Origin of the sequence: Ideonella azotifigens (genome assembly GCF_021043325.1) — a bacterium.
GTDB classification, from domain to species: domain Bacteria; phylum Pseudomonadota; class Gammaproteobacteria; order Burkholderiales; family Burkholderiaceae_C; genus Ideonella; species Ideonella azotifigens.
Window position 1 is genome coordinate 157,628 of record NZ_JAJNKD010000014.1, and the last position, 21,295, is coordinate 178,922.

A 21,295-nucleotide genomic window follows, 5' to 3' on the forward strand; every position below is an offset into this window, starting at 1 on the left:
GATGCTGAAAGTAGACGGACTCAATCAGTACTACGGCGGCTCGCACATCCTGCGCGGCCTGGGCTTCCAGGCCAAGCTCGGCGAGGTCACGGTCGTGCTGGGCCGCAATGGCGTGGGCAAGACCACGCTGCTGAAAAGCCTGATGGGCGTGGTGCCGATCAAGACCGGCGGTATCCAGCTCGACAGCCAGGACATCACCAAGGACACGCCCTACGAGCGCGTGCGCAAGGGCGTGGGTTACGTGCCGCAGGGCCGCGAGATCTTCGGCCGGCTCACGGTCGAGGAGAACCTGCGCATGGGCCTGGCCTACAAGAAGGCCGGCACCGCCATTCCGCCCGAACTCTTCGAGCTGTTCCCGGTCTTGAAGCAGATGATCAACCGCCGCGGCGGCGACCTCTCCGGCGGCCAGCAGCAGCAGCTCGCGATCGCCCGCGCGCTCGCCGCCGGCCCCAAGCTGCTGATCCTCGACGAGCCCACCGAAGGCATCCAGCCCAGCATCATCAAGGACATCGGCCGCGTCATCCGCATGCTGGCCGACCGCAAGACCATGGCCATCGTGCTGGTCGAGCAGTTCTACGACTTCGCCGCCGAACTCGCCGACCAGTACCTGGTGATGGAACGCGGCGAAATCATCGCCCGCGGGCGGGGCGAGGACATGGAAGCCAACGGCGTGCGGGACCTGATGTCGATCTGAACGCCGCAATGAGACCGGTCGCTCAGCCGCGTTTCGGCGGCCTCGGCATCGCCACCAATTCCTGGTAGCCAGTCTCGGCGTCGTGCGCGCGCGTCAACTGCCAATCCGGCAGCAGCGCCAGCAAGACTTCGGCGGTGGTTCGGATGGCACAGCCGTGCCCCACATGGCCGCCCAGCACGCTGCCGTCAGCGCGCGAAACGGCCATGTGCAGGTGTACGCCGTTCTCTGCCAGGCTGCCGCTCAGGCTGAGGATTTCCAGCGGGCCCTCGATGACGGTCTCCACATCCGCCTGGGCGAAGCGCAGCCTGGCCTGCGTGAGGCTGCCGATGCCGGAGACGACGAAAGCCGAACCCACGCCGGGTTGTCGAGTAGCCTCTTCCAGGGCCTCCCGCAAGTCCGCACCGGGCGGCAGGCGCAAGGGCAGCAGTGGCATCGTCATGCCGCCTTGGGCGCCGCGCCTGCCGCGTCGGCCATCTGCCTGGCCAGCTGACCCACGCGTTGCAGTGCCTGCTGCTCGGCCGTGCCCCAGGCGCGGCCCAGGCCCAGGCGGATGCAGTGCCTGTAGCGGCCGGTGCTGCTGAACATCGGGCCGGGGGCGAGGCAGATCTGTTCGGATAAAGCGGCGTGGAACAGGGCCACCGCGTCCACAGCCCGTGGCAATTCCAGCCACAGCGTGAAGCCGCCTTCGGGGGCGGTGATGCGGGTGCCGGCGGGAAAGCTCGCGGCAATCAGCCGGCGGGCCTGGTCCAGGCGGCTGGCGAGCAGGGCACGCAGCTGGCGCAGCGCGGGTTCGTGGCCGGGCTGGTTCAGCAGGTCCGTCATCGCGATCTCGACCAATTCGGTGTGGCCGCCGCTGAGGGTGGACTTGAGGCGCTGCACTTGTGCCGACCAGCGGCCGGCCTCGACCCAGCCCAGCCGCAGCCCCGGCGCCAGCGTCTTCGAGAACGAGCTGCAGATCATCACCTGGCCGCGCGTGTCGAAGGACTTCACGGCGCGGCGGCCTTCGGCGCGGCCGGCCAGGTCGTTGATCAGCGCGTCTTCGATCAGCGGCACGTCGCGCGCTTCCAGCAGTTGCAGCAGTTGGCGCCGGGCGGCCAGCGGCATGGTCGCGCCCAGCGGGTTGGACAAGGTGGGCACCACCAGCACGGCCTTCACCGGTTGCGTGTCCAGCGCCAGTTCCAGGGCCGGCAGCGAAATGCCGGTGCGCGGGTCGGTGGGGATCTCCAGTGCTCGCAGGTGCAGGCTTTGCAGGATCTGCAGGAAACCCCAGTAGGTGGGCGACTCCAGCGCCACCGTGTCACCCGGCTGGGTGACCGCGCGCAGGCACAGGCTGATGGACTCGACGCAGCCGTTGGTCACCAGGATGCGGGCCGGGTCCAGCTGGCAGCCGATGGCCAGCGCACGGCGGGCAATCGCCTCGCGCAGCGCAGGCGTGCCGGGCGCAAACGGGTAGCGGCTCAGCGCGTGGTGGTGGCGCTGCGCGGCGCGGGTGATGGCGCGGCGCGCGCGATCCGTGGGGAACATGTCGCCACCGGGGCAGGCGGCCCCGAAGGAGACCATGGACGGGTCGCTGGCGGCGGCCATCACCCGGTCCACGATGTCCGGCAGCTCCACCGGTTGGGACTGGTTGGGCGGCTGCGTCATCTCGGTCAACGGCTGCGGGGCGGGCGGGCTGCCGCGGCCTGCGGTAGCGACGGGCGTGCGCCGAAGCGTGACGAAATAACCCGAGCGCGGCCTGGCCTCGACCAGGCGCTGGTCTTCCAGCGTGCGGTAGGCCTGCAGCACGGTGGCCATGGACACGCCTTGCTGCTGCGCCATGTCGCGCACCGAGGGCAGGCGGTCGCCGCGCTTGAGCGCGCCGCTGGCAATCAGCGCGCCAATGCGCTCGGCCAGTTGCGCGTACAGGGAGGGCTCCGGGGTGGCGGCGGCTTCGACGGGCGGCATGGCCTTGATTCTGCGGCCGGTCTTGCGTGAAGAACCGGTACAGAGGGTGGCTGGATCGACCGGTACAGAACAGCAGAGGTACCGCATCTGTACCGCAACAAGCCGCCGCGTTGTGCCTGTGCGCCGGTTGCGGGCTTGCCTAAGGTCGAGCCCATGAACCCCACCACCGCCCCTGTCTCGCTCCGCCTGGTCGATCCGGGCGCGTCCTTTGTGCTGGCCCAGGGCCAGCTCGTCCACCTGGGCCCGGCCGGACGGGCAGGGCCGGTGCTGGGCGCCTCGGCGGCGCCGTGGCGGCTGCAGGTGCAGGCCGGCGCGGTGTGGGTCACCTGGCCGGGTTGCGGGGACGATGTGTTCCTGTCGGTAGGCGAACAGGTCGAGGTGCCGGCCGGCGTGACGGTGCTGGTCGAGGCGGAGCCGCGCATCTGGCGCGGGGCGGCCCGCTTGTGCCTGCAAGTGCAAGCGCCAACGCCGGGCCGCAGGCAGCGCTGGGGCCAAGCCTGGCGGCGGTGGCGCAGCGGCGGCTGGCAGCCAGCCCGGCGCGTGGTGTGATCGTTGGACTGAAGCGGGCCGCCGCAGGCTGATCCGCTTGAAGAAATACAAAGGGGCTTTCCCGGCCGTGGCCCCGCTGGTGGACGACGACCAGGACACCAATCTGGCCGTGCTGCGCATGAGCGCTACTGACCCGCTGTGTGCCGATGCGAGTTGCGCAGGACCAAGGTCCCCGGAGCCATCAACGAGCCCAGTTGTTCGGCATTGGGCTCGATGATGCGTCGAATGGCTTCACTGACCAGGAAATCCACCGGTTGCCGGTAGGTCGTGAGCTCGAAGCTGGGTGAGCTGGCAAGTTCGATGTCGTCGAAGCCGACGATGGCGATCTTGTTGCGGTTGTTGGTGGCGACCAGCGCATCGATCGCGCCGATGGCCAGAATGTCGTTCTCGCAGAACAGCCCCTCCACTCTCTCGGCGCGCGGGGTGGCCTCGAGGTATCGCAGCATGGTGTTCATGCCCTCGCCGCGACGGTAATGGCTGGCTTCGAGCACGACCGACAAGGTCTTCCCGCGCGATTGGAGCCTGTCCCTGAAACCCTCCAGGCGTCGCAGTCCGGTGCGCTCTGACATCGGTGCGGCCATGTAGCCGATGCGTTCGCAGCCTTGCTCGATCAGCAGGTCCGCAATCTCTGCGCCCGCGGGGTGGCCGTCCGTGCTGACGTAGGGGATGCCGGCCTCCCCGCTGTTGCGCAGGCATACCACCAGCGGAATGTGCTTGATGTTCTGCGCCAGCTCGATCAGTTGGCGCGTCAACGTGGCACCCAGGAAGATCAGTCCGTCGACCTGGAATTGATCGGCCAGCCGCAGCGCCTCGGCAGGACCATAGTCGGGGTTGATGTTGAGCAGCAGCGTGCTGTAACCCTGCGCCTGCACCTGGCGGGTGGCTTCGTTCAGCACGCGCAGTTGATTCAGGTTTCCCAGTTCATCGACCAGGATGCCGATGAGGTTCGTGCTGCGGGTGGTCAGGCTGCGCGCCAGCAGGTTCGGCCGATACCCCATGGCGGCCGCCACCTTGCGGACGTGGTCACGCACCTCCGGCGCGACTGAAGCCCCTTCGGCAAACGCCCGCGATACCGTCCACTTGGCCACACCGGCCCTCTCGGCAACATCCTTGGCGGTAACCTTCTTGGCGCGTGTCTCGACGGGGCGGTGCTGGGGCATGTTCGTTGGCGTCGCTTTTGTCGGGCTGTCATTATCGACTCGGCATCAGCCGCCCGAGCGAATCAGACCGTGCCGCCGAGCGAGCCCTCCAGCGAAGCGATTTCCTGCCGGCCGGCCATCAGGTCTTGCAACTGCTCCGCGCTGATTTCGCCGCGCCGCGCGGTGCCAAGCGTGCGGCCCCGGTTCAACACCGTAAAGCAGTCTCCCACCGCCATCGCATGCCGCACGTTGTGCGTGATGAAGACGATGCCGACCCCCTGCTTGCGAACGCGGTCGATCGTCGCCAGCACGCTGGCGGTCTGGCGCACACCGAGTGCCGAAGTTGGCTCGTCGAGGATCAGCACCTTGGCGCCAAAGTACACCGCGCGCGCGATCGCAACCGTCTGCCGTTCGCCGCCCGACAGGGTACCGACCGCCTGATCAGGTTCACGCAGCCGGATTCCCATCTTCGACATCTCGGCCATCGTCACGGCATTGGCGAACTTGACGTCAAAACGCTTGAACGGACCCCAGCCCTTGGTTGGCTCGCGGCCCATCCAGAAGTTGCGGGTGACCGACATCAGCGGAATCATCGCGAGGTCCTGAAACACCGTGGCGATGCCAGCGTTCATGGCCGTGCGAGGGGTATCGAAGACAACCGGTTGCCCGTTGACGAGCATCGTTCCTTTGGTCGGTGGGTGCACGCCCGACATGGTCTTGATGAAGGTCGACTTGCCCGCGCCGTTGTCGCCCAGCAGGCAGTGGCACTCGCCCGCATGCGCCGCGAACGAAACGCCAGCGAGGGCCACAATATTGCCGAACTGCTTTTCGATGTTGCGCATCTCGAGCAGCGGATGTTCTGGGTGGCTCATCTCAACGTTCCCCGGTCACGCGCTTGCGGATGCTGTTGTTGAACAACACGGCGACCAACAACATGCCGCCGAGGAAGACCAGGTACCAGTCCTGGTCGATGCGAGTGTAGGTCAACCCGATCATGACCATGCCGAAGATGATCGAGCCAAGGAACGCACCGACCGCAGAGCCGTAGCCGCCTGTCAACAGGCACCCCCCGATGACGGCGGCGATGATGGCCTCGAATTCCTTCTGGAAGCCGCGGCGGGCGTCAGTGGAGCCACTGTCGAGCACGGTGATGATGGCGACCAGCGCGGCGCACATGGCAGCCACGACGAACAAGCCGATCCGGATATGGCGCACCGGTACCCCCGAGTTCTTGGCCGCCGCCGGGTCGCCGCCCGTCGCAAAGATCCAGTTGCCCAGGGGTGTGCGCAGCAGCACCCAGGTGGCGAGGGCGGTGAGGCCGACAAACCACACGATCTCTACCGGAAGGCCGGTGATCATCGGTTCACCATTGTCGAAGCGGGGAAGCCAACGGTGCTCGGTCAATGTGGCGAACAAGCCCTCGAAGACCTTGCCGCTGAACAGGCCCAGGAACGCCTGGCCTTGCACTGCCTCGGCGATGCCTCGGAGCTGGGTCGATCCACCCGTCGCCCACTTGAGGCCCACGAGGCTCAGTCCGCGCAGGATGAACAATGCCGCCAGCGTGACGATGAAACTGGGCAAGCCGGTGCGAATCACGATCGCGGCGTTCACCACGCCGATGATGCCCGCGACCGCCAGGGTCAAGGGCACCGCCGCCAGCAGCGGAAGGTGCAGCACAGTGATGCTGGCACCGAAGATCAGCCCGGCGAAGGCGACCATCGAGCCGATCGACAGGTCGAATTCGCCGCCGATCATCAGCAGCGACGCGCCGAGCGCCATGATCCCGAGCTGGGCCGCCGGTGTCAGGAAGTTCACCAGTCCGGCCAGGTTGAACATGACCGGATCGGCGACAGCGAGAAAGAAGCCCGTCACCAGAATCAGTCCGGCGACGGCGCCGAGTTCGGGTCGTCGCATCAACTTCGCCAAGGGTGAGATGCGTTTGATGCGTTCGTCGACCGGGACGGCGGGGCTCGACTGGAGGATGCCTGGGGGATTCATGTGGTCGGCCGTGGGTAGCGAAAGAAATGGAAGCGGAGGGTGGCGCCAAAGATGGCGTGAGTTCCGAAGGTGGCGTCTGCCGCCGCCAGTTCCCTTGACGGGGTGGCGACGGTCTGATGCGTCAGCTCAGCGAATGCCCTTGGCCGACAGCTCGATCACCTGCGACACTTTTTCAGATGTGATCAGGTTCGGACCCGATGGCACGTTGCCACCCGGCATCAGACCGAACTTGGCGTGCAACGCGAGGAAGGACACCGGCATGTAGCCCTGCAGGAACTGCTGCTGGTCGATCGCGAAGGCGGCTTCTTTGGCGGCGATGGCCTTCAGGAAACCAGCGGAGAGGTCGAAGGTCGCGATGCGGATCTTGGCCAGGCGACCTGAGTCCTTGGCCGCCGCGACCGCCGGCTCGCCGGCGGTCGCGGCACCGAGCGCCATGATCGTGTCGATCGATGTGTCGGAATCCAGCGCGGCCTTCACCTTGGCCCGCACCTCGGACGGTTCATTGCCGGTGGGCACGACCTTCGTCTTGCCGGCAAAGCCATCGGCGAAGCCCTTGCAACGCAGGTCCAGTGAAACGTTGCCGACTTCCTGGTTGACGCAGATGCCGTTTTTGCCACCCATCTCTTTCAGCTTCTCGCCGGCGGACTTGCCCGCGTCGTACTCCGACTGTCCGACGTGCAGCAGGGCGCCGAGCTTTTTCGAGGACTCGAGGCCCGCGTTGATCGTGATCACCGGGATGCCTGCCTTGACGGCACGTTGAATCGCGGCGCCGAGCGCAGAGGCGTCGGGCACAGAGACCACCAGACCGTCAGGCTTCTGGTTGACGGCGGCATCAATGAGGCGGCTCATGGCCACCATGTCGAAGGACTCCGGTGCTCGGTAAGTCACCTTGACGCCCGAGTCTTTGGCCGCGGCTTCGACGCCGTTCTTCACAACCGACCAGAACGGGTCATTGGCCTGACCGTGGGTCACCACGGCGATGTTCTGGGCGTGTGCGCCAGCGCAAACCAGCAGGGCCACTACGGCTACGGCAATGCTTTTCGCGGTGTTGAAAGGGAATTTCATGTTGTCTCCATGGGATGGGCAGGAACGGTCTGTGAGCCGCTTTGGCAACTCAAGTGATCACTTGCGTGACGCCCTGCGCTGCCGCACCGGGCGGATGCAACCGGGCGCATAAATCATAGAGTGCTTCCGGAAACGAATCTCTAAATGGTTTCACTTAGAGGGCGGTTCCACTGCGTTGCCAACAGCTTGCGCCTCAGATTACAGGGTAAACACTGGCAATGGGAGTGGATGCGCGCATTGCAACCGGATGCATTCATTGCTTAGAATTTTCTCTTGGAGGGCCAAGGCCCTGCGGGCCCGGCTCCGACCCTTACAGATCTCCCACCACTTCCTGAAAGCACCCTCATGCCCGCTCCGTTTGCCTTGGCCGCCTGTGCCGAAATGCTTTGGCCCGACAAGCCGATGTCCTGGCGCCTGTCGCGGCTCACCGAAATGGGCTTCGACGTCGGCATCTGGAACTGGTCCAACCACGATCTGACGATGCTGGAGAAGTCCGGCGCGCGGTTCTCGTCGATGACAGGCTATTTGCGCGGGCGTCTCACCGATGACGAAGGCGCTGCCGAGTTGCTGTCGACCGCGGCCGAAGCAATTCAGGTCAGCAAGCGTCTGAACGTGGCGCGGCTGAACCTGCACGGCACCGGACTTGGCGACCGTGGCCTGCCGGTCACGCCTTGCGAAACGATGACCGGCGCGATGTGGCTGAAGGCGCGCGAGACGCTCAACCGCATCGCCGATCTGGCTGAGCAGCACAGCGTCACCTTCATGATCGAAAACCTCAACCTCGCCGTAGACCACCCAGGCGTTCCCTTTGCGAAGGCGGAAGACACGCTGGCGCTGGTGTCTGCCATCAATCGCCCCGGTCTGAGGTTGAACCTGGACCTCTATCACGCGCAGATCGGCGAGGGCAACCTGATCGAACTCTGCCGCCGCTGCCTGCCCTGGATCGGAGAGGTGCAGGTGGCCGATGTGCCCGGTCGCCAGGAGCCGGGCACCGGCGAGATCAATTACGCCGGCGTGGCACGCGCCCTCAAGCGCATGGGCTACCGCGGCACCGTCTGCATGGAGGCGTTCGCTTCCGGCGACGCCGACGCTGGCCTCGAAGCTTTCCGTTCCGCGTTCACGGTCTGACGGACCGGCATCGCATCCACCCAATCACCATCGAAAGAGACGACACCATGATCAAAGTCGGACTGCTGGGCGCTGGTCGCATCGGCAACGTTCACGCCAAGAGCATCGTTGCCAACACGGCCAGCAAGCTGGTTGCGATTGCCGACGTCAACCACCCGGCCGCCGAAAAGCTCGCCGCGGAATACGGCGCGCGGGCCCGCACGGTCGATGACATCATTCAGGACCGCAACATTGACGCCGTTCTGATCGCCACATCGACCGACACACACGCCGGTCTGATCGAGGCGGCCACCGCTGCGGGCAAGGCCGTGCTGTGCGAGAAGCCTGTGGACTTGAACCTCGAACGCGCGCTGGCCTGCCAGGCGGTTGCCGCACGCCATGGGCGCCCTGTGATGATCGGCTTCAACCGCCGCTTCGATCCGAACTTCGCAGCAGTGAGGCATGCGCTCGACGCGGGCGAAATCGGCGCGGGCGAGCTGCTGTCGATCACTTCGTTCGACCCGTCACCGCCGCCGGTCAGCTACATCAAGGTGTCGGGGGGCTTGTTCCGTGACATGGCCATTCACGATTTCGACATGGCGTGCTGGATCTTCGGCGGCGTACCGGTCGAAGTGACGGCGGTCGGCAGCAGCATCGTCGATCCAGCCATCGGCGCGGCCGGTGATGTCGACACCGCTGTCACCACGCTCCGCTTTGCCGATGGGCGCATCGCGGTGATCAAGAACAGCCGCCGCGCCGTCTACGGCTACGACCAGCGCCTGGAGCTGCTGGGTGCAACTGGCTTGCTGCAAGCCGGCAACATGCTGGAGAACACCGTCGCCAAGACGACCACAGCCGGCGCCCTGAGCGCCAAGCCTGAATTCTTCTTCCTCGAGCGCTATATGCGCGCTTACGAGGCCGAATGGCGCGCCTTCGTACAAGCAGTGGCGCAAGGCACGGCCATGCCGGTCACGCTGCAGGATGGCGTCAACGCGCTCGCGGTGGCGGAGGCCGCCACGCTGTCGGCATCTAGTGGTAGGACTGTCAGGCTTGCCAACGGTCGCCCCGTGGCATCTTGACGCGTCGCACGGCTGTGGTCGGACCGCGTTCGATGGGTTAGCGGTCGCGGGCCGCCCGCCCCGCGTTGAAGTGACCATGGCGCCGTTCCTGGCCTTGGGTGGCGCCAAGGGGATTGGGTTTGGCTTGCAATCCCACTGTGGCGTCATCATTCACGGGCTTGCCCAAGATGTCTGACTTCAAATGGCCGGCATGAACACCGGCTCGCCCTGGGACTGCCACATGGCCAGGCCGCCTTCCAGCGTCCAGGCGGCCGGGTGGCCCAGGCGGCGCAGCGTTTGCGCGGCCTGCTGGCTGCGGCCGCCGCTGCGGCAGAAGAACAGCAGCGGCCGGCCGGGTTCGGCCAGCCAGGCCGGCGCGCCCTGCGCCGGGTCCGCCAGGCGTGACAGCGGCAGTGCCTGCAGCTCGGCACCGTGCAGCGCGGGCATGTCGCTCAGCAGCTGCTCGTAGGGCTCGCGCACGTCCACCAGGCGCAGCCCGGGCTGGCTGCGCACGAAGGCGGCCAGCGTGGCCGGCGAGATGGCCGGCTCGCCCGCAGCTTCGCTGGTGGTGGCCACGCGGCGCAGCGCGGCGGGGCCGGGCGCGTCGCTGCACAGCAGCGTGCCGGCCGGCAGCAGCTGCGCCAGCGCCGGGTGTTCGGCGGCCGCGCCCACGAAGGCCAGTGCCGGCGCGCCTTCGCGCTGCAGCAGCCAGACCGGCTGCGCAGCGCGCGGGCCGTCCGGGTGCGTTGCGTCGGCCGGCAGTTGCAGGCGGCTCAGTTGCAGCGCGCTCGCGGGCGGTGCCAGCGTGTAAACCGCCTCCGTGCTGCCGGGCCAGCCCTGGGCGTCCGTCTCGGTGATGAGCTGCGCCAGGTTGGCGGCGTCGCAGGCCTGCAGCAGGTCGGCGCGGGCGGTGGCGGCCAGTGTGGGTTCGCGGGTGTCCAGCACGGCCGTGAGCTGCAGGCTGTGACAGCGCAGCAGCCGGGCCACGCGCTCGTTGAATTCGGGCTGCGGGTCCAGCACCCAGGCCTGGCGGCGTTCGCCGTCGACCAGCAGCCAGCTGCTGGCGCCACCAGCGCTGAGCTGCAGCACGCCATCGCTGGCCAGCGGGTCTTCGCTGGGGCCAGCCAGGCAGCTGCGGCGCAGCGCCAGACCGCAGGCGGCGATGCGGGCCACGGCTTCGGCTATGAAGGCTTCGTCTGCCGCGGGGCCAAAGGACAGGCGCACCGCGCTGGCGGTCTGCCAGTCCGGCAGGCCCATGGCCTGCAGCACGAAGCTGGGTGCGGCCTGTGCGGCGCTGCAGGCCGAGCCGCCGCTCACGCGCACGTCGGCCGCATCGAACAGGTCCAGCAGCAGCCGGCTGGGCAGGCCGGGCACCGAGAAGTTCAGTGTGGTGGGCAGGCTGCCGGCCAGCGGTGCGTTGAAGACCAGGCCGGGGAAGGCGGAGAGCAAGGCCTCGGCCAGCCGGTCGCGGAAGCGCTGTAGCTGCGTGCCGCTGCGGAAGGTGCGGCCGTCTTCCAGCGCGGCCAGCACGGCGCCCAGCGCGGCGATGCCGGACATGTTTTCGGTGCCTGAGCGCAGGCTGCCTTCCTGGCCACCGCCGGCCAGCAGCGGCGTGAAGGGCGCGCCGGGCCGGACGTAGAGCAGGCCGATGCCCTTGGGCGCATAGAGCTTGTGGCCCGAGAAGGGCGCGTAGTCGATGCGGCGCTCGGCCAGGCGCAGCGGCAGCTTGCCCAGCGCCTGCACGCCGTCCACCATCCAGAAGGCGCGGCTGCCGGCGGCCTGCAGCGTGGCGGCAATGCCGTCCAGGTCGCTGATCACACCGGTCTCGTTGTTCGCGGCCATGGTGCAGACCAGGCCGGCATCCGCCGCATGTTCGGCCAGCCAGGCCAGGTCGTGCAGCCCGTCGGTGCCCACCGGAATCGCCTGCACCTGCAGGCCCAGGCCGAGCAGCCGGTTCCAGTGTTTCAGCGCCTCGGGCACGGCCTTGTGTTCGGTGGCGCCGTACAGCAGCAGGCTGCCGATGGCTTCGCCGCGCTCGCGGCGTTCGCGCAGCGCGCCCAGGCTGGACAGCACGGCGGTCTGGATGCCTTCGGTCGCGCCGCTGGTGAACAGCAGCTGGCCGTCACCCGCGCCGAGCAGGCGGCGGGCCAGCGCACGCACGCCGTCGATCAGGGACTTGGCCTTCAGGCCGGTGCTGTGGATGGAGCTGGGGTTGCCGTAGTCGTCGACCATCGCCTGGATGGCGGCATGGCGGGCTTGGGCCAGCACCGGCGTGGTGGCATTGGCGTCGAGGTAGATGTCCATGGCGGCAGGCCTCGGGATCGCCGGCGGCCCTCAGGAAAACGCAGATGGGGGCAATGGTAGTGGCTGTCCCTGCCCGTGCCTTGCGTGAATCCCGCATGGTGGGCCGCGGTTTGTGCAGGCCTGACGGTTTTTCAGCCGAGGGGCGGCCCGGCATCGTCGGCGGCGTGCGTGTCGATCAGCACCGCGCGGTTGCGGCCCTGGCGCTTGGCTTCGTAAAGCGCCAGGTCGGCCTGGTTCAGCGCGCTGTCCACCGTGTGCAGTTCGGGGCGGATGAGTGCTGCGCCCAGGCTGATGCGGCAGGGCAGCTGGCGCTCGCCAAGCTTCAGCGGATGTTCATCGAACAGCAGCGGCAGGCGCTGGGCCAGGCTGGCCGCGTGTTCCGGCCCGTCGAGCACGACGGCGAATTCGTCGCCGCCGACGCGGGCGAAGATGTCGTCTGCCCGCAGCGTGGCGCGGACCAGCTGCGTCAGGTGGCACAGCATGGCATCGCCCGCGGCATGGCCGTGTTCGTCATTGACCTGTTTGAAGTGGTCCACGTCCAGCAGCAGCAGGGCCATGGGCTGGCCGCGCTGGCAGGCGTCGCGCAGGCGCTGGCCGGCCTGCTCGATGAAGCTGCGGCGGTTGTGCAGGCCGGTCAGCACGTCGGTGCCGGCCAGGTGGCGCAGGCGGTGCTCCAGCTGGCGGCGCTCGGTGATGTCGAACATCGCGCCGGCCTGGCCGGCCGGGCGGCCGAATTCGTCGCGGTAGACGGCCTTGTGGAACATCACCTCGCGCAGGTTGCCGTCGGCCCAGCGCACCTGGGCTTCGTAGATCTGCCGCGTGCCGACGGCCAGCAGCTGGCGGTCGGCCTCGGCGTAGGTAGCCGCCTGGGCCGGCGGCGCCACTTCATAGACGGTGCGGCCGATGACCTGTTCGCGCGTCAGCCCGAGGTAGTCCAGGAAGGCCTGGTTGCACTCGGTGTAGAGGCCGGCGGCGTTCTTGATGAAGATGGGCGCGGGCAGGTTGTCCAGGCTGGCGCGCAAGGCCTGCAATTCGCTGCGCAGGTGGCGCAGCCTGGCGGCCGGGCCGCTCTGGGCCCGGGCCTGGATCAGCAACCGGTGCAGCGTGCGCGTGATGGCCTGCGGCTCGGCCTCGTCCAGCACGTCCCAGGCACCGGCGGCCCAGGCGCGGGCCATCTGCGCTTCTCGGTCGGGCTGGCCGTCGTTGGGCAGCCAGAGCAGCCAGGGCGACAGGTCCAGTCCAGGGGCACGCAGGGCATCCAGCAGCGGCGCGGGCTGGTTGTCCGGCAGGTCCAGCACCCAGAAGGCTTCGCCGGGCGGCTGGGCATGCCAGCGCTGCACCAGCTCGGACAAGAGCTCCGGGTTGGCCAGCAGGTCTCGCCAGCGCAGGTGCCAGACCAGCTGCGGATGCAGCAGGGCAGGGCAGGCATGGTCGCTGAGCAGGAACAGGCAGGGCGTCATGGGGTCCAGTGGCGGGCGCCGGTGGGCCGATTATGCGCAGGCCGGAGGTGCCACTGACATAGACTGCAACACCCATGAATGATGCTTCTCACACCGCCGTGCCCGGCGAAACGCCGCGTGTCGCGGTGATCGGCGGCGGTCCCGCCGGCCTGATGGCCGCCGAAGTGCTGGCCGCCGCCGGCCTGCAGGTCGACCTGTTCGATGCCATGCCCTCGGTGGGCCGCAAGTTCCTGCTGGCCGGCAAGGGCGGGCTGAACCTGACGCACGGCGAGCCGCTGGCCGGCTTTGTCAGCCGCTATGGCGAGGCCGCGCCCCAGGTGGGCGAGTGGCTGCAGCAGCTGTCGCCCCAGGCCCTGCGCGATTGGGCCGCCGGCCTGGGCATCGAGACCTTTGTCGGCAGCTCCAACCGGGTGTTTCCCAAGGAGATGAAGGCGGCGCCGCTGCTGCGCGCCTGGCTGCACCGGCTGCGCGTGGCGGGCGTGGTGTTCCACATGCGGCACCGCTGGCAGCCGGCGCTGGCGCAACCGCTGCGCTTTGATGGCCCGCTTGGCCCCGTCAGTCATCAGGCAGACGCCGTGGTGCTGGCGCTGGGCGGCGGCAGCTGGGCGCGGCTGGGCTCGGACGGGGCCTGGGTGGCGCCACTGCAGGCGGCAGGCGTGCCGGTGCAGCCCTTGCGGCCGGCCAATTGCGGCTTCGACGTGGCCTGGAGCCCGCACCTGGCCGAGCGCCATGCCGGCGCGCCGCTGAAAAACGTGCGCCTGCTGTTCGAAGGCAGCGCCGGCCGACGTTTCGAGCGGCTGGGCGAATGCGTGTTGACCGCGGGCGGCCTGGAAGGCTCGCTGGTGTACGCCGCGTCCGCCTTGCTGCGTGACGAGATTGCTGCGAGCGGCAGCGCCACGCTGGCGCTGGACCTCATGCCCCAGCGCAGCCTGGACGAGCTGGTCACGGCGCTGTCGCGCGGTCGAGGCACGCGCTCGCTGGCCAATCACCTGAAGGAGCAGGCGGGTGTGTCCGGCGCGAAGGCAGGGCTGTTGCGCGAGGGCGTGTCGGCCGAGCAGTGGCAGGACCTCTCGCGCGACGCAGCCTGGCTGGCTGGCCGCATCAAGGCGCTGCCTGTGACCTTGACCGCGCCGCGGCCGCTGGACGAAGCCATCAGCAGCGCGGGCGGGCTGGCGCTGTCCGGGCTGACGCCGCAGCTGATGCTGGAGCAGCACCCCGGCTGGTTTGGCGCCGGTGAGATGCTGGACTGGGAAGCGCCGACCGGTGGCTACCTGCTGACGGCGGCGATGGCCAGCGGCAAGGTCGCGGCGCAAGGTGTGCTGGGCTGGCTCGGCCGCCAGGTTTGAGAATCAAGAAGAGGAGACCGTGCCGATGATCGTCGTCCACCACCTGAACAACTCGCGCTCGCAGCGCATCCTGTGGCTGCTGGAAGAGCTGGGCCTGCCGTACGAGGTCAAGCGCTACGAGCGCAACCCGCAGACGATGCTGGCGCCGCCGGAGCTGAACAAGGTGCACCCTTTGGGCAAGTCGCCGGTCATCACCGATGGCGACGCGACCATGGCCGAAAGCGGCGCAATCATCGAATACCTGCTGGCCACCTACGGCGCCACCAGTGGCTTGCGCCCGCCGATTGCCACCCCCGAGGGCCAGCGCTGCACCTACTGGCTGCACTTCGCCGAAGGCTCGGCGATGCCGCCGCTGTTGCTGAAGCTGATCTTCGGCCGCATCCAGACCGCGCCTATGCCTTTTTTCGTCAAGCCCATCGCCCGTGGCATTGCGCAGAAGGTGTTGACGTTGATGGTCGAGCCGAACATCAAGTCCCAGCTGGACTTCATGGAAGCCGAGCTGTGGCAGCGGCCCTGGTTTGCGGGTGCGGACTTCACCGCTGCCGACATCCAGATGAGCTTTCCGCTGGAGGCTGCGGCGCAGCGCGCCGGGCTGGATGCGAGCCGGCCCAAGCTGATGGACTGGCTGCACCGCATTCACCAGCGGCCGGCGTACAAGCGGGCGCTGGAAAAGGGCGGGCCTTACGACTATGCCAAGGACTGAACCCGGTTGGTTCAGAAACCGATCTTCCCGAAAGCGCCTGCCGGCACGCCTGGCAGTGAGTGGCACTTCGACGAGACCTCGGTCGCGCCACCGGGGCAGGGCGCGTCCCGCTCCAGCGACCAGTAGTACACCCCCGCCAGCCCATGCGTGCGGGCATCGGCCAGCAGCAGCGCCGCGTCTTCCGGTGTGAACACGTTTTCGGTCACGTCGTTGACGCCCAGCATCGCCGTCAACGCAATGCGCGACAGCGGCACGCCGAACTCGCGCTGCAGGTTCAGCGCGGCCTGCAAGCCTGAGCGGCCCATGTCGCAGCGGCCGTCGCTGGCACGCAGCACGCAGCTCGCCGCACTCGCCGGTCCGAAGTCCATCACCATCAGGTTGACGACCGCCGTGTCGAAGTGATGCCGTTGCAGTGCGGCGACGACCTTCGCGCCGGTGGCGTTCACGTTGGCGCCGCGCACGTCGCTGCCCGCCAGCGTGGCCAGCGTGAAGCTGTACTGCCATTCGGGGTGGGCGCGCGCCGAAGCGGCTGCGGTGCGCACCAGGCCCTCGAGTTGCTGGTCCGTCTGGCTGCCTTCGATGTCGAAGTCGAAGCCCGCGAGCGCCGGGCTGGCGTAGCGCTGTACGAAGCCCTGCATGCCGGCTTCGCTGGCGCAGGTGAACACGCCGGCCTGGCCGCCGGTCGAGATGCGGTAGCGCATCCCGGCTTGCGCAAAGGCCGGGGCGTTGGCCGCGACCAGTTGGGTCGCGTCAATGCCCGGGCCCCAATCTTCGGCGCCGCATTCGCCGCTGGCAAAGGCCCACACGACCTCGCGCGGCCGGCCCGGCAGTGCATTGCGGCCGGCCTGCACCAGGGGCGCTGGCGGCTGTTCGCCGGCCACGCTGCGCAGCCTGTGCGTGGCCGGGTCCAGGCCCTGGACGATGTGCAGGTAGGGCACGTAGCGCAGTGGTGGCTGGCCAGCGGGCGACGGCGGCGTGGCGCAGCCGGCCAAGGCACTGAGAATCAGGATGGCAGCTGGCAGCAGGGAGCGATAGGGCATCACGGATTGGGGTGCCTGAATTGGTGCCCATGAAAGAGGGCGGCAGGCTTATTGATGTTTTCGAAATTCCTGACATAGCCCCCCCGTTCGGGCTGAGCCTGTCGAAGCCGGCGCGTACGTCGACGCAGGCACTTCGACAGGCTCAGTGCGAACGGATTCAAGACCGCCTCGAATAAGGGAAGCCTCAATAGAAAGCCGCCGCCCGGCCCTCGGGGCCTCGTTCAGAACTTCACGCGCACGCCGCCGAAGTACATCTTGCCAGCCTTGTAGACGCCGGCGACCTGGGTCGTGTCGGTCTTGTAGACCTTCAGCAGCGGGTCGGTCAGGTTCTGGGCTTCGAAGGTCAGCGCGAACATGTCGTTGACGTTGTAGTTCAGCGCCAGGTTCAGCTGGCCGTTGCCATTCTGGAAGTAGTCGGCGCCGCCGCGGTTGCCCAGCTTGTAGGTCGAGCGGTGGCTGTAGGCCAGGCGGGCGCTGAAGCTGTCGTTCTCGTAGAAGGCGCCGATGTTGTAGACGTCCTTCGAGGTGCCGTACAGCGTGCAGTCCTCGGTGGCCGAGCCGTTGCAGGTGCCGGTGGCGAGCTTCTCGGTCTGCTTGCCGTTCGAGCGGGTGTAGTTCAGGTCCACGCCGAAGCCCAGGCCCAGCGTGTGCTGGAAGGCCAGCTCGAAGCCGGTGACACGGCCCTGGGTGTTGACCGGGCTGGAGATGTCGTACACCTCCACGGCGTTGCCGTTCGACGCGTTCTGGTATTCCAGCTGCTGGTGGCCGTAGGCGATCACGCCGTCCAGCTTGCTGGCGAAGAAGCCCACGGCCAGCAGCGACTTGGGTCCGAAGTACCACTCGGCCGACAGGTCCAGGTTGTTGCTGCGGATCGGGTCCAGGTACGGGTTGCTGCCCACGCCGTTGTGCTGCAGGTCGCGCAGGTCATTGCCGGCCAGCTGGCCGAAGTCCGGCCGCGAAAGGCCGCGGTTCAGCGCCAGGCGGCCCACCAGGTCCTTGGCCAGGTCAGCACGCAGGTTCAGGCTGGGCAGCACGTCGGTGAAGCTCTTCTTGTAGTTGGGCGCGCCGCCGGGCAGGAAGGCGTCGATGTCCTCATTGGTGCGCACCACGCGCACGCCGAAGTCGCCGCTGACCTTGTCCGTCGGCGAGAACTCAGCCATCACGTAGCCGGCACCGGTCTTCTCCTTGATGTCGAATTCCTGCTGCGTGGCGTGGGTGGTAAAGGTGGCGTACTGGTTCATCCAGTCCACCACGAAGTCGTTCCTGATCTTCCAGGGGCTGAAGCCTGGCGTCGGGTTGACCGGCAGGCCGCCGTACCAGTTGGCGGAATAGTGGGTGATGGCGTCGTCCGTGATCAGGTCTTCGCTCGCGGCACCAGCGGCCAGCGTCATGCCCAGCTTGGTCAGCGAGCGGCGGTGCGCGGTGGCGCGGGCGCCCCACTTGAGGGTGTGCACCAGGTCGTTGTCCAGGCGCAGCGTGGCGTCGAGCTGGGCGTAGTTCTCGCGATCGCTCGATGAGGTGTACGAGCCCCAGCCGCCGATGCCGGCACCGGTCTTGGTCAGGGTGTCACCGCCCGGCACGTTCAGGATCAGGATGCCGTCCTTGTTGACCGTGTAGCCGGTGCCCTGGTCCCAGCCGCTCCAGACTTCGAAGCCCACGTCCTTGGTGCGCGCGCCGCCATTGGTCGTGCCGATCTTGCTGGTCAGCGTGAGCTTGTCGGAGACCAGCCACTTGCCGTCCAGGTTGATGAACTTGGAGTCGGTCTTGGCGTCGGGCCGGATCGCCACGTCTTCCACCGCCGAGAAGGCGCCGGCCGAGCCGCCGTTGTTGGCAAAGGCGTCCTTGCCGAAGAAGACGCTGCTGATGGTGCCGTTGGTGACCGTGTAGTCGCCGGTGGGCGTGCCGGTCTTGCCGTTCCAGCCCGGTCCGTTGAACGGGTTCACCGTGTCGGCCATGAAGTTGGTGTTGTAGTTCTTCGCGTCCACCGTCGAGTAGAAGCCCGACAGGTTGAAGCTCAGCCGCGGGTCCACCTTCAACTGCGCTTCCAGGTAGCCGCCTTCGCGCTTGCGCTCCTGCTCGAACAGCACCGCGCCGCTCAGGTAGCTGACGTTCTTGCCGGCCAGGTCGGAGATCGGATAGGTGGCGGGTGTCTTGTCCCACCACACGCCTTCGGAGCCGGCGCGCTGCAGGTGGCGCGTCTGCGAGAACACCTGGCCCAGGATGCCGAAGGTGCTGTCGTTGTTCTTCCAGTTGATCAGCGCGCTGAGCGACGGGTCGGTCTTCTTCGCGGCGTCGGAATGGGCGGCCTCCAGCGATGCCACGCCCGAGAGCGTCTTCTTGAAGTCCAGCGGATGGCGGGTGTCGATGTCCACCGTGCCTGCGGCGCCGCCTTCGGGCAGGTCCGCACGCGAGGACTTGTTGACCGTGACCTTGCCGATCAGGTCGGACGGCAGCAGCGTGAAGGTGACACTGCGGCCGCCGGCGGCGATGTTCGGGCCGTACCAGTCACCGGTGGAGACCAGGTGGCCGTTCAGCGTGGTCAGCGTGAGCTGCGAGCTCAGGCCGCGCAGCTGCACATGTTCGTTTTCGCCGAAAGAGCCTTCGGCCGAGCCGGCGCTGGTGGTCGTGACCCCCGGAATGCGCTGCAGCGAATCGGCCACGTTCTTGTCCGGCATCTTGCCCACATCTTCCGCGGTGATGACTTCCACGCGGGAGCTGGAATTGCGCTTGCTTTGCAGGGACTGCTGCATGGACGCGCGAATGCCGGTGACCTCGACCTGTTGCACGCCGTCGTCCGGCGCGCTGGCAGCGGCGGCCGGGGCTGGCGCGGTCTGGGACAGGGCAGCCGTGCTCACCACAAACAGTGCGGCGGCGGCGACAGGGTTGAGTTGCAGTTTCATGGACTCCTCTGTTGTGTGGGGCGGGTCAATTGATGAGTACCAATGTACTACCAAACAAAACCAATTTGCTACCACTTTTCACTGAGGAAGACCCTGATCCGTATCTTTCCCGCCATCTTCATAGGGAGACTTGGATTTCGTCCGGACCGATGCGCGTCAACCAGGGCACATCCACTGGCATCATCTGGTACTGTAGTGGTACTATTTTGAGCTCGTGATCACTGCCCTCGCTACACTTCCCAGCTGACCGATACGGAGATGTGCTGACCGATGAGCCCGACCCTGGCCGAACGCCTGCTGCCCTTGCTGGATGCGAGCAGCAGCCAGCCTCTTTATCAGCAGCTGCAGCGCGCGCTGCGCGACGCGATCGAGCAGCATGTGCTGAGCCCGGACGACGCGCTGCCTTCGGAGCGCCAGCTGGCGGCCGAGCTGGGCGTCTCGCGCATCACCGTGCGCAAGGCCATTGACGGGCTGGCCGGCGAAGGCCTGCTGGTGAGCCGGCAGGGCTCTGGCAACTTCGTCAGTGCCCGCATCGACAAGAACTTCTCCAAGCTCACCTCCTTTTCGGAGGACATGCGCGCCCGCGGCCGCACGCCGCGCAGCGAGTGGCTGCGCCGCACCGAGGGCACGGTCTCGCCGGAAGAGGCGCTGAAGATGGCGCTGAGCCCGGGCACCACGGTGTTCCGCCTCCACCGCCTGCGCTATGCCGACAACGCGCCGATGGCGCTGGAATACGCCACCGTGCTGGCCTCGGCGCTGCCTTCTCTGGCGTCGGTACAAAACTCGCTTTACGACGCATTGGAGGCCGCAGGCCACAGACCGGTGCGCGCGCTGCAGCGTTTGCGTGCATTGCTGCTCAACGATGAGCAGGCCGGGCTGCTGCAGGCCCAGCCTGGCGATGCCGGTCTGCTGGTCGAGCGCCTGGGCTACCTGCGCGACGGCCGGGCCATCGAGTTGTCTCAATCCTTCTACCGCGGCGACACCTACGACTTCATCGCCGAGCTCAACACACAAGGCTGACCCTCATGTCCATGGTTTTTTCAGAGGACCCGCAGAAGTCGGGTCAACGCAGCTACACCGGCCTGGCGGTCGTTGCCGGTCTGCACGTGGTGCTGGGCTACGCGCTGCTGAATGGCCTGGGCCAGGTGGTGGTCGACGTGCTGAAGCCGCCGGTGGATGTCCAGCTTTTCAAGGAGATCCAGCCACCGCCTCCGCCGCCCCCTCCGCCGCAGTTGCCACAACCGAAGACGCCACCCCCGCCGCAGTCGTTTGCACCGATGCCTGAGGTGCCGGTGGTGCCGCAGCCCGTGCAGCAAAGCATCAGCACGACGCCGGTGCAGCCGCCGCCCGGCCCGGTGACACTGGCACCGGCGCCCGCGCCGCCGGCCCCACCTGCGCCGCCGCGGGTGGCCGCCCGCCCGGCCATCGGCAACATTTCTGCTTGCGCACCGGCAGGGGCCGACTACCCGGCTGCTGCCAGCCGCGCCGAAGCCACCGGCACCACCCGTGTGCGCTTCACTGTGGACGCCGCGGGCCAACTGGCCAAGGCCGACGTCGTCAAGTCTGCCGGCCCGAGCCGCGAACACCGGCTGCTGGACCGCATTGCGCTCGACAAGCTCAGCGGCTGCACGTTTAAGGCCGGCGTCGACGAAAACGGCCAGCCGGCCGGTGGCACCTTCGAGGTCGAGTACCTCTGGAAGCTCGAATGAGCCCGGCCGGTCCTGGCTGACCGGCCCTCTTTTTCCTGTCCCTGTTTCTCCCGTTCGCAGGCGGCATTTCGACCGCCTTGTCCCTCTCTTTGCCTGTCCTGGAGTGAGTCCATGTCCTTTCTGAAACAACTGCGCGCGCCGCTGCTGGCGGTCACCCTCGCCACGGCCGGCCTGGTCGGCCTGGCTGGCATTGCCACCCTGCTGCCGCAAGCCGCCCTCGCCCAGGAAGCCTCTGCCCCTGCTGCCACCGCTTCGACCGACCCGGCTCCGGCCCCGGTC

18 protein-coding genes are annotated in these 21,295 nt (G+C 67.6%); 8 read left to right on the forward strand and 10 right to left on the reverse strand.

Annotated elements, in window-relative coordinates:
• Window position 1: 1 nt before the first annotated feature.
• The gene (gene urtE, locus LRH25_RS24445; RefSeq protein ID WP_141286673.1) at window positions 2–694 is read left to right on the forward strand and encodes an urea ABC transporter ATP-binding subunit UrtE; all 693 of its coding nucleotides are present in this window, start codon (window positions 2–4) and stop codon (window positions 692–694) included.
• Window positions 695–716: 22 nt separating this feature from the next.
• Here urtE and LRH25_RS24450 read toward each other — a convergent pair whose 3' ends face one another.
• Window positions 717–1,127 (reverse strand): PPC domain-containing DNA-binding protein, encoded by a 411-nt coding sequence (locus LRH25_RS24450; RefSeq protein WP_141286671.1) that lies wholly within the window; start codon window positions 1,125–1,127, stop codon window positions 717–719.
• Between the two features lie 2 nt (window positions 1,128–1,129).
• The gene (locus tag LRH25_RS24455; RefSeq protein WP_231012666.1) at window positions 1,130–2,638 is read right to left on the reverse strand and encodes an aminotransferase-like domain-containing protein; all 1,509 of its coding nucleotides are present in this window, start codon (window positions 2,636–2,638) and stop codon (window positions 1,130–1,132) included.
• A 153-nt stretch (window positions 2,639–2,791) separates the two neighbouring features.
• On the opposite strand from LRH25_RS24455, the gene LRH25_RS24460 reads away from it, so the two are divergent.
• Complete coding sequence (locus LRH25_RS24460) at window positions 2,792–3,187, forward strand: DUF2917 domain-containing protein (RefSeq protein ID WP_231012668.1); 396 nt, start codon at window positions 2,792–2,794, stop codon at window positions 3,185–3,187.
• A gap of 125 nt (window positions 3,188–3,312) precedes the next feature.
• Here LRH25_RS24460 and LRH25_RS24465 read toward each other — a convergent pair whose 3' ends face one another.
• The 4 genes from LRH25_RS24465 to LRH25_RS24480 form a co-directional block, all read right to left on the reverse strand.
• Window positions 3,313–4,347, reverse strand: a complete 1,035-nt coding sequence (locus LRH25_RS24465) for a LacI family DNA-binding transcriptional regulator (protein ID WP_141288639.1) — start codon at window positions 4,345–4,347, stop codon at window positions 3,313–3,315.
• 62 nt (window positions 4,348–4,409) lie between these two features.
• On the reverse strand, window positions 4,410–5,198 hold the full coding sequence (locus LRH25_RS24470; protein WP_141288638.1) for an ATP-binding cassette domain-containing protein: 789 nt from the start codon (window positions 5,196–5,198) through the stop codon (window positions 4,410–4,412).
• 1 nt (window position 5,199) lies between these two features.
• Window positions 5,200–6,324: an ABC transporter permease gene (locus tag LRH25_RS24475; protein ID WP_141288637.1), complete on the reverse strand. Its 1,125-nt coding sequence runs from the start codon at window positions 6,322–6,324 to the stop codon at window positions 5,200–5,202.
• Window positions 6,325–6,450: 126 nt separating this feature from the next.
• Window positions 6,451–7,389 carry a sugar ABC transporter substrate-binding protein gene (locus LRH25_RS24480; protein WP_141288636.1) on the reverse strand — a complete coding sequence of 313 codons (939 nt, stop codon included), beginning with the start codon at window positions 7,387–7,389 and terminating at the stop codon, window positions 6,451–6,453.
• A gap of 345 nt (window positions 7,390–7,734) precedes the next feature.
• Between LRH25_RS24480 and LRH25_RS24485 the strand changes: the two genes are divergently transcribed.
• Together LRH25_RS24485 and iolG are read left to right on the forward strand one after the other, a co-directional pair.
• The gene (locus LRH25_RS24485; RefSeq protein ID WP_141288640.1) at window positions 7,735–8,517 is read left to right on the forward strand and encodes a TIM barrel protein; all 783 of its coding nucleotides are present in this window, start codon (window positions 7,735–7,737) and stop codon (window positions 8,515–8,517) included.
• Between the two features lie 47 nt (window positions 8,518–8,564).
• Window positions 8,565–9,575 (forward strand): inositol 2-dehydrogenase, encoded by a 1,011-nt coding sequence (gene iolG, locus LRH25_RS24490; protein WP_141288635.1) that lies wholly within the window; start codon window positions 8,565–8,567, stop codon window positions 9,573–9,575.
• A 177-nt stretch (window positions 9,576–9,752) separates the two neighbouring features.
• Here iolG and LRH25_RS24495 read toward each other — a convergent pair whose 3' ends face one another.
• Together LRH25_RS24495 and LRH25_RS24500 are read right to left on the reverse strand one after the other, a co-directional pair.
• Entirely contained in the window at window positions 9,753–11,858 is a 2,106-nt protein-coding gene (locus LRH25_RS24495) for an aminotransferase class V-fold PLP-dependent enzyme (RefSeq protein WP_231012669.1), read from the reverse strand.
• Window positions 11,859–11,989: 131 nt separating this feature from the next.
• The gene (locus tag LRH25_RS24500) at window positions 11,990–13,318 is read right to left on the reverse strand and encodes a sensor domain-containing diguanylate cyclase (RefSeq protein ID WP_231012687.1); all 1,329 of its coding nucleotides are present in this window, start codon (window positions 13,316–13,318) and stop codon (window positions 11,990–11,992) included.
• Window positions 13,319–13,392: 74 nt separating this feature from the next.
• Here LRH25_RS24500 and LRH25_RS24505 point away from each other — a divergent pair, with 74 nt between their 5' ends.
• Together LRH25_RS24505 and LRH25_RS24510 are read left to right on the forward strand one after the other, a co-directional pair.
• A complete protein-coding gene (locus LRH25_RS24505; RefSeq protein ID WP_231012688.1) occupies window positions 13,393–14,664 on the forward strand; it encodes a TIGR03862 family flavoprotein in 1,272 nt (423 codons plus the stop codon).
• Window positions 14,665–14,689: 25 nt separating this feature from the next.
• Window positions 14,690–15,367, forward strand: a complete 678-nt coding sequence (locus LRH25_RS24510) for a glutathione S-transferase family protein (RefSeq protein WP_141288774.1) — start codon at window positions 14,690–14,692, stop codon at window positions 15,365–15,367.
• An 11-nt stretch (window positions 15,368–15,378) separates the two neighbouring features.
• Here LRH25_RS24510 and LRH25_RS24515 read toward each other — a convergent pair whose 3' ends face one another.
• On the reverse strand, window positions 15,379–16,407 hold the full coding sequence (locus LRH25_RS24515; RefSeq protein WP_141288772.1) for a glycoside hydrolase family 18 protein: 1,029 nt from the start codon (window positions 16,405–16,407) through the stop codon (window positions 15,379–15,381).
• Between the two features lie 221 nt (window positions 16,408–16,628).
• Entirely contained in the window at window positions 16,629–19,307 is a 2,679-nt protein-coding gene (locus LRH25_RS24520) for a TonB-dependent receptor (RefSeq protein ID WP_141288770.1), read from the reverse strand.
• Between the two features lie 270 nt (window positions 19,308–19,577).
• Here LRH25_RS24520 and LRH25_RS24525 point away from each other — a divergent pair, with 270 nt between their 5' ends.
• Both LRH25_RS24525 and LRH25_RS24530 read left to right on the forward strand, forming a co-directional pair.
• Window positions 19,578–20,327: a GntR family transcriptional regulator gene (locus LRH25_RS24525; protein ID WP_141288768.1), complete on the forward strand. Its 750-nt coding sequence runs from the start codon at window positions 19,578–19,580 to the stop codon at window positions 20,325–20,327.
• A 5-nt stretch (window positions 20,328–20,332) separates the two neighbouring features.
• The gene (locus LRH25_RS24530; RefSeq protein ID WP_231012689.1) at window positions 20,333–21,016 is read left to right on the forward strand and encodes an energy transducer TonB; all 684 of its coding nucleotides are present in this window, start codon (window positions 20,333–20,335) and stop codon (window positions 21,014–21,016) included.
• The last annotated feature ends 279 nt before the right edge of the window (window positions 21,017–21,295 follow it).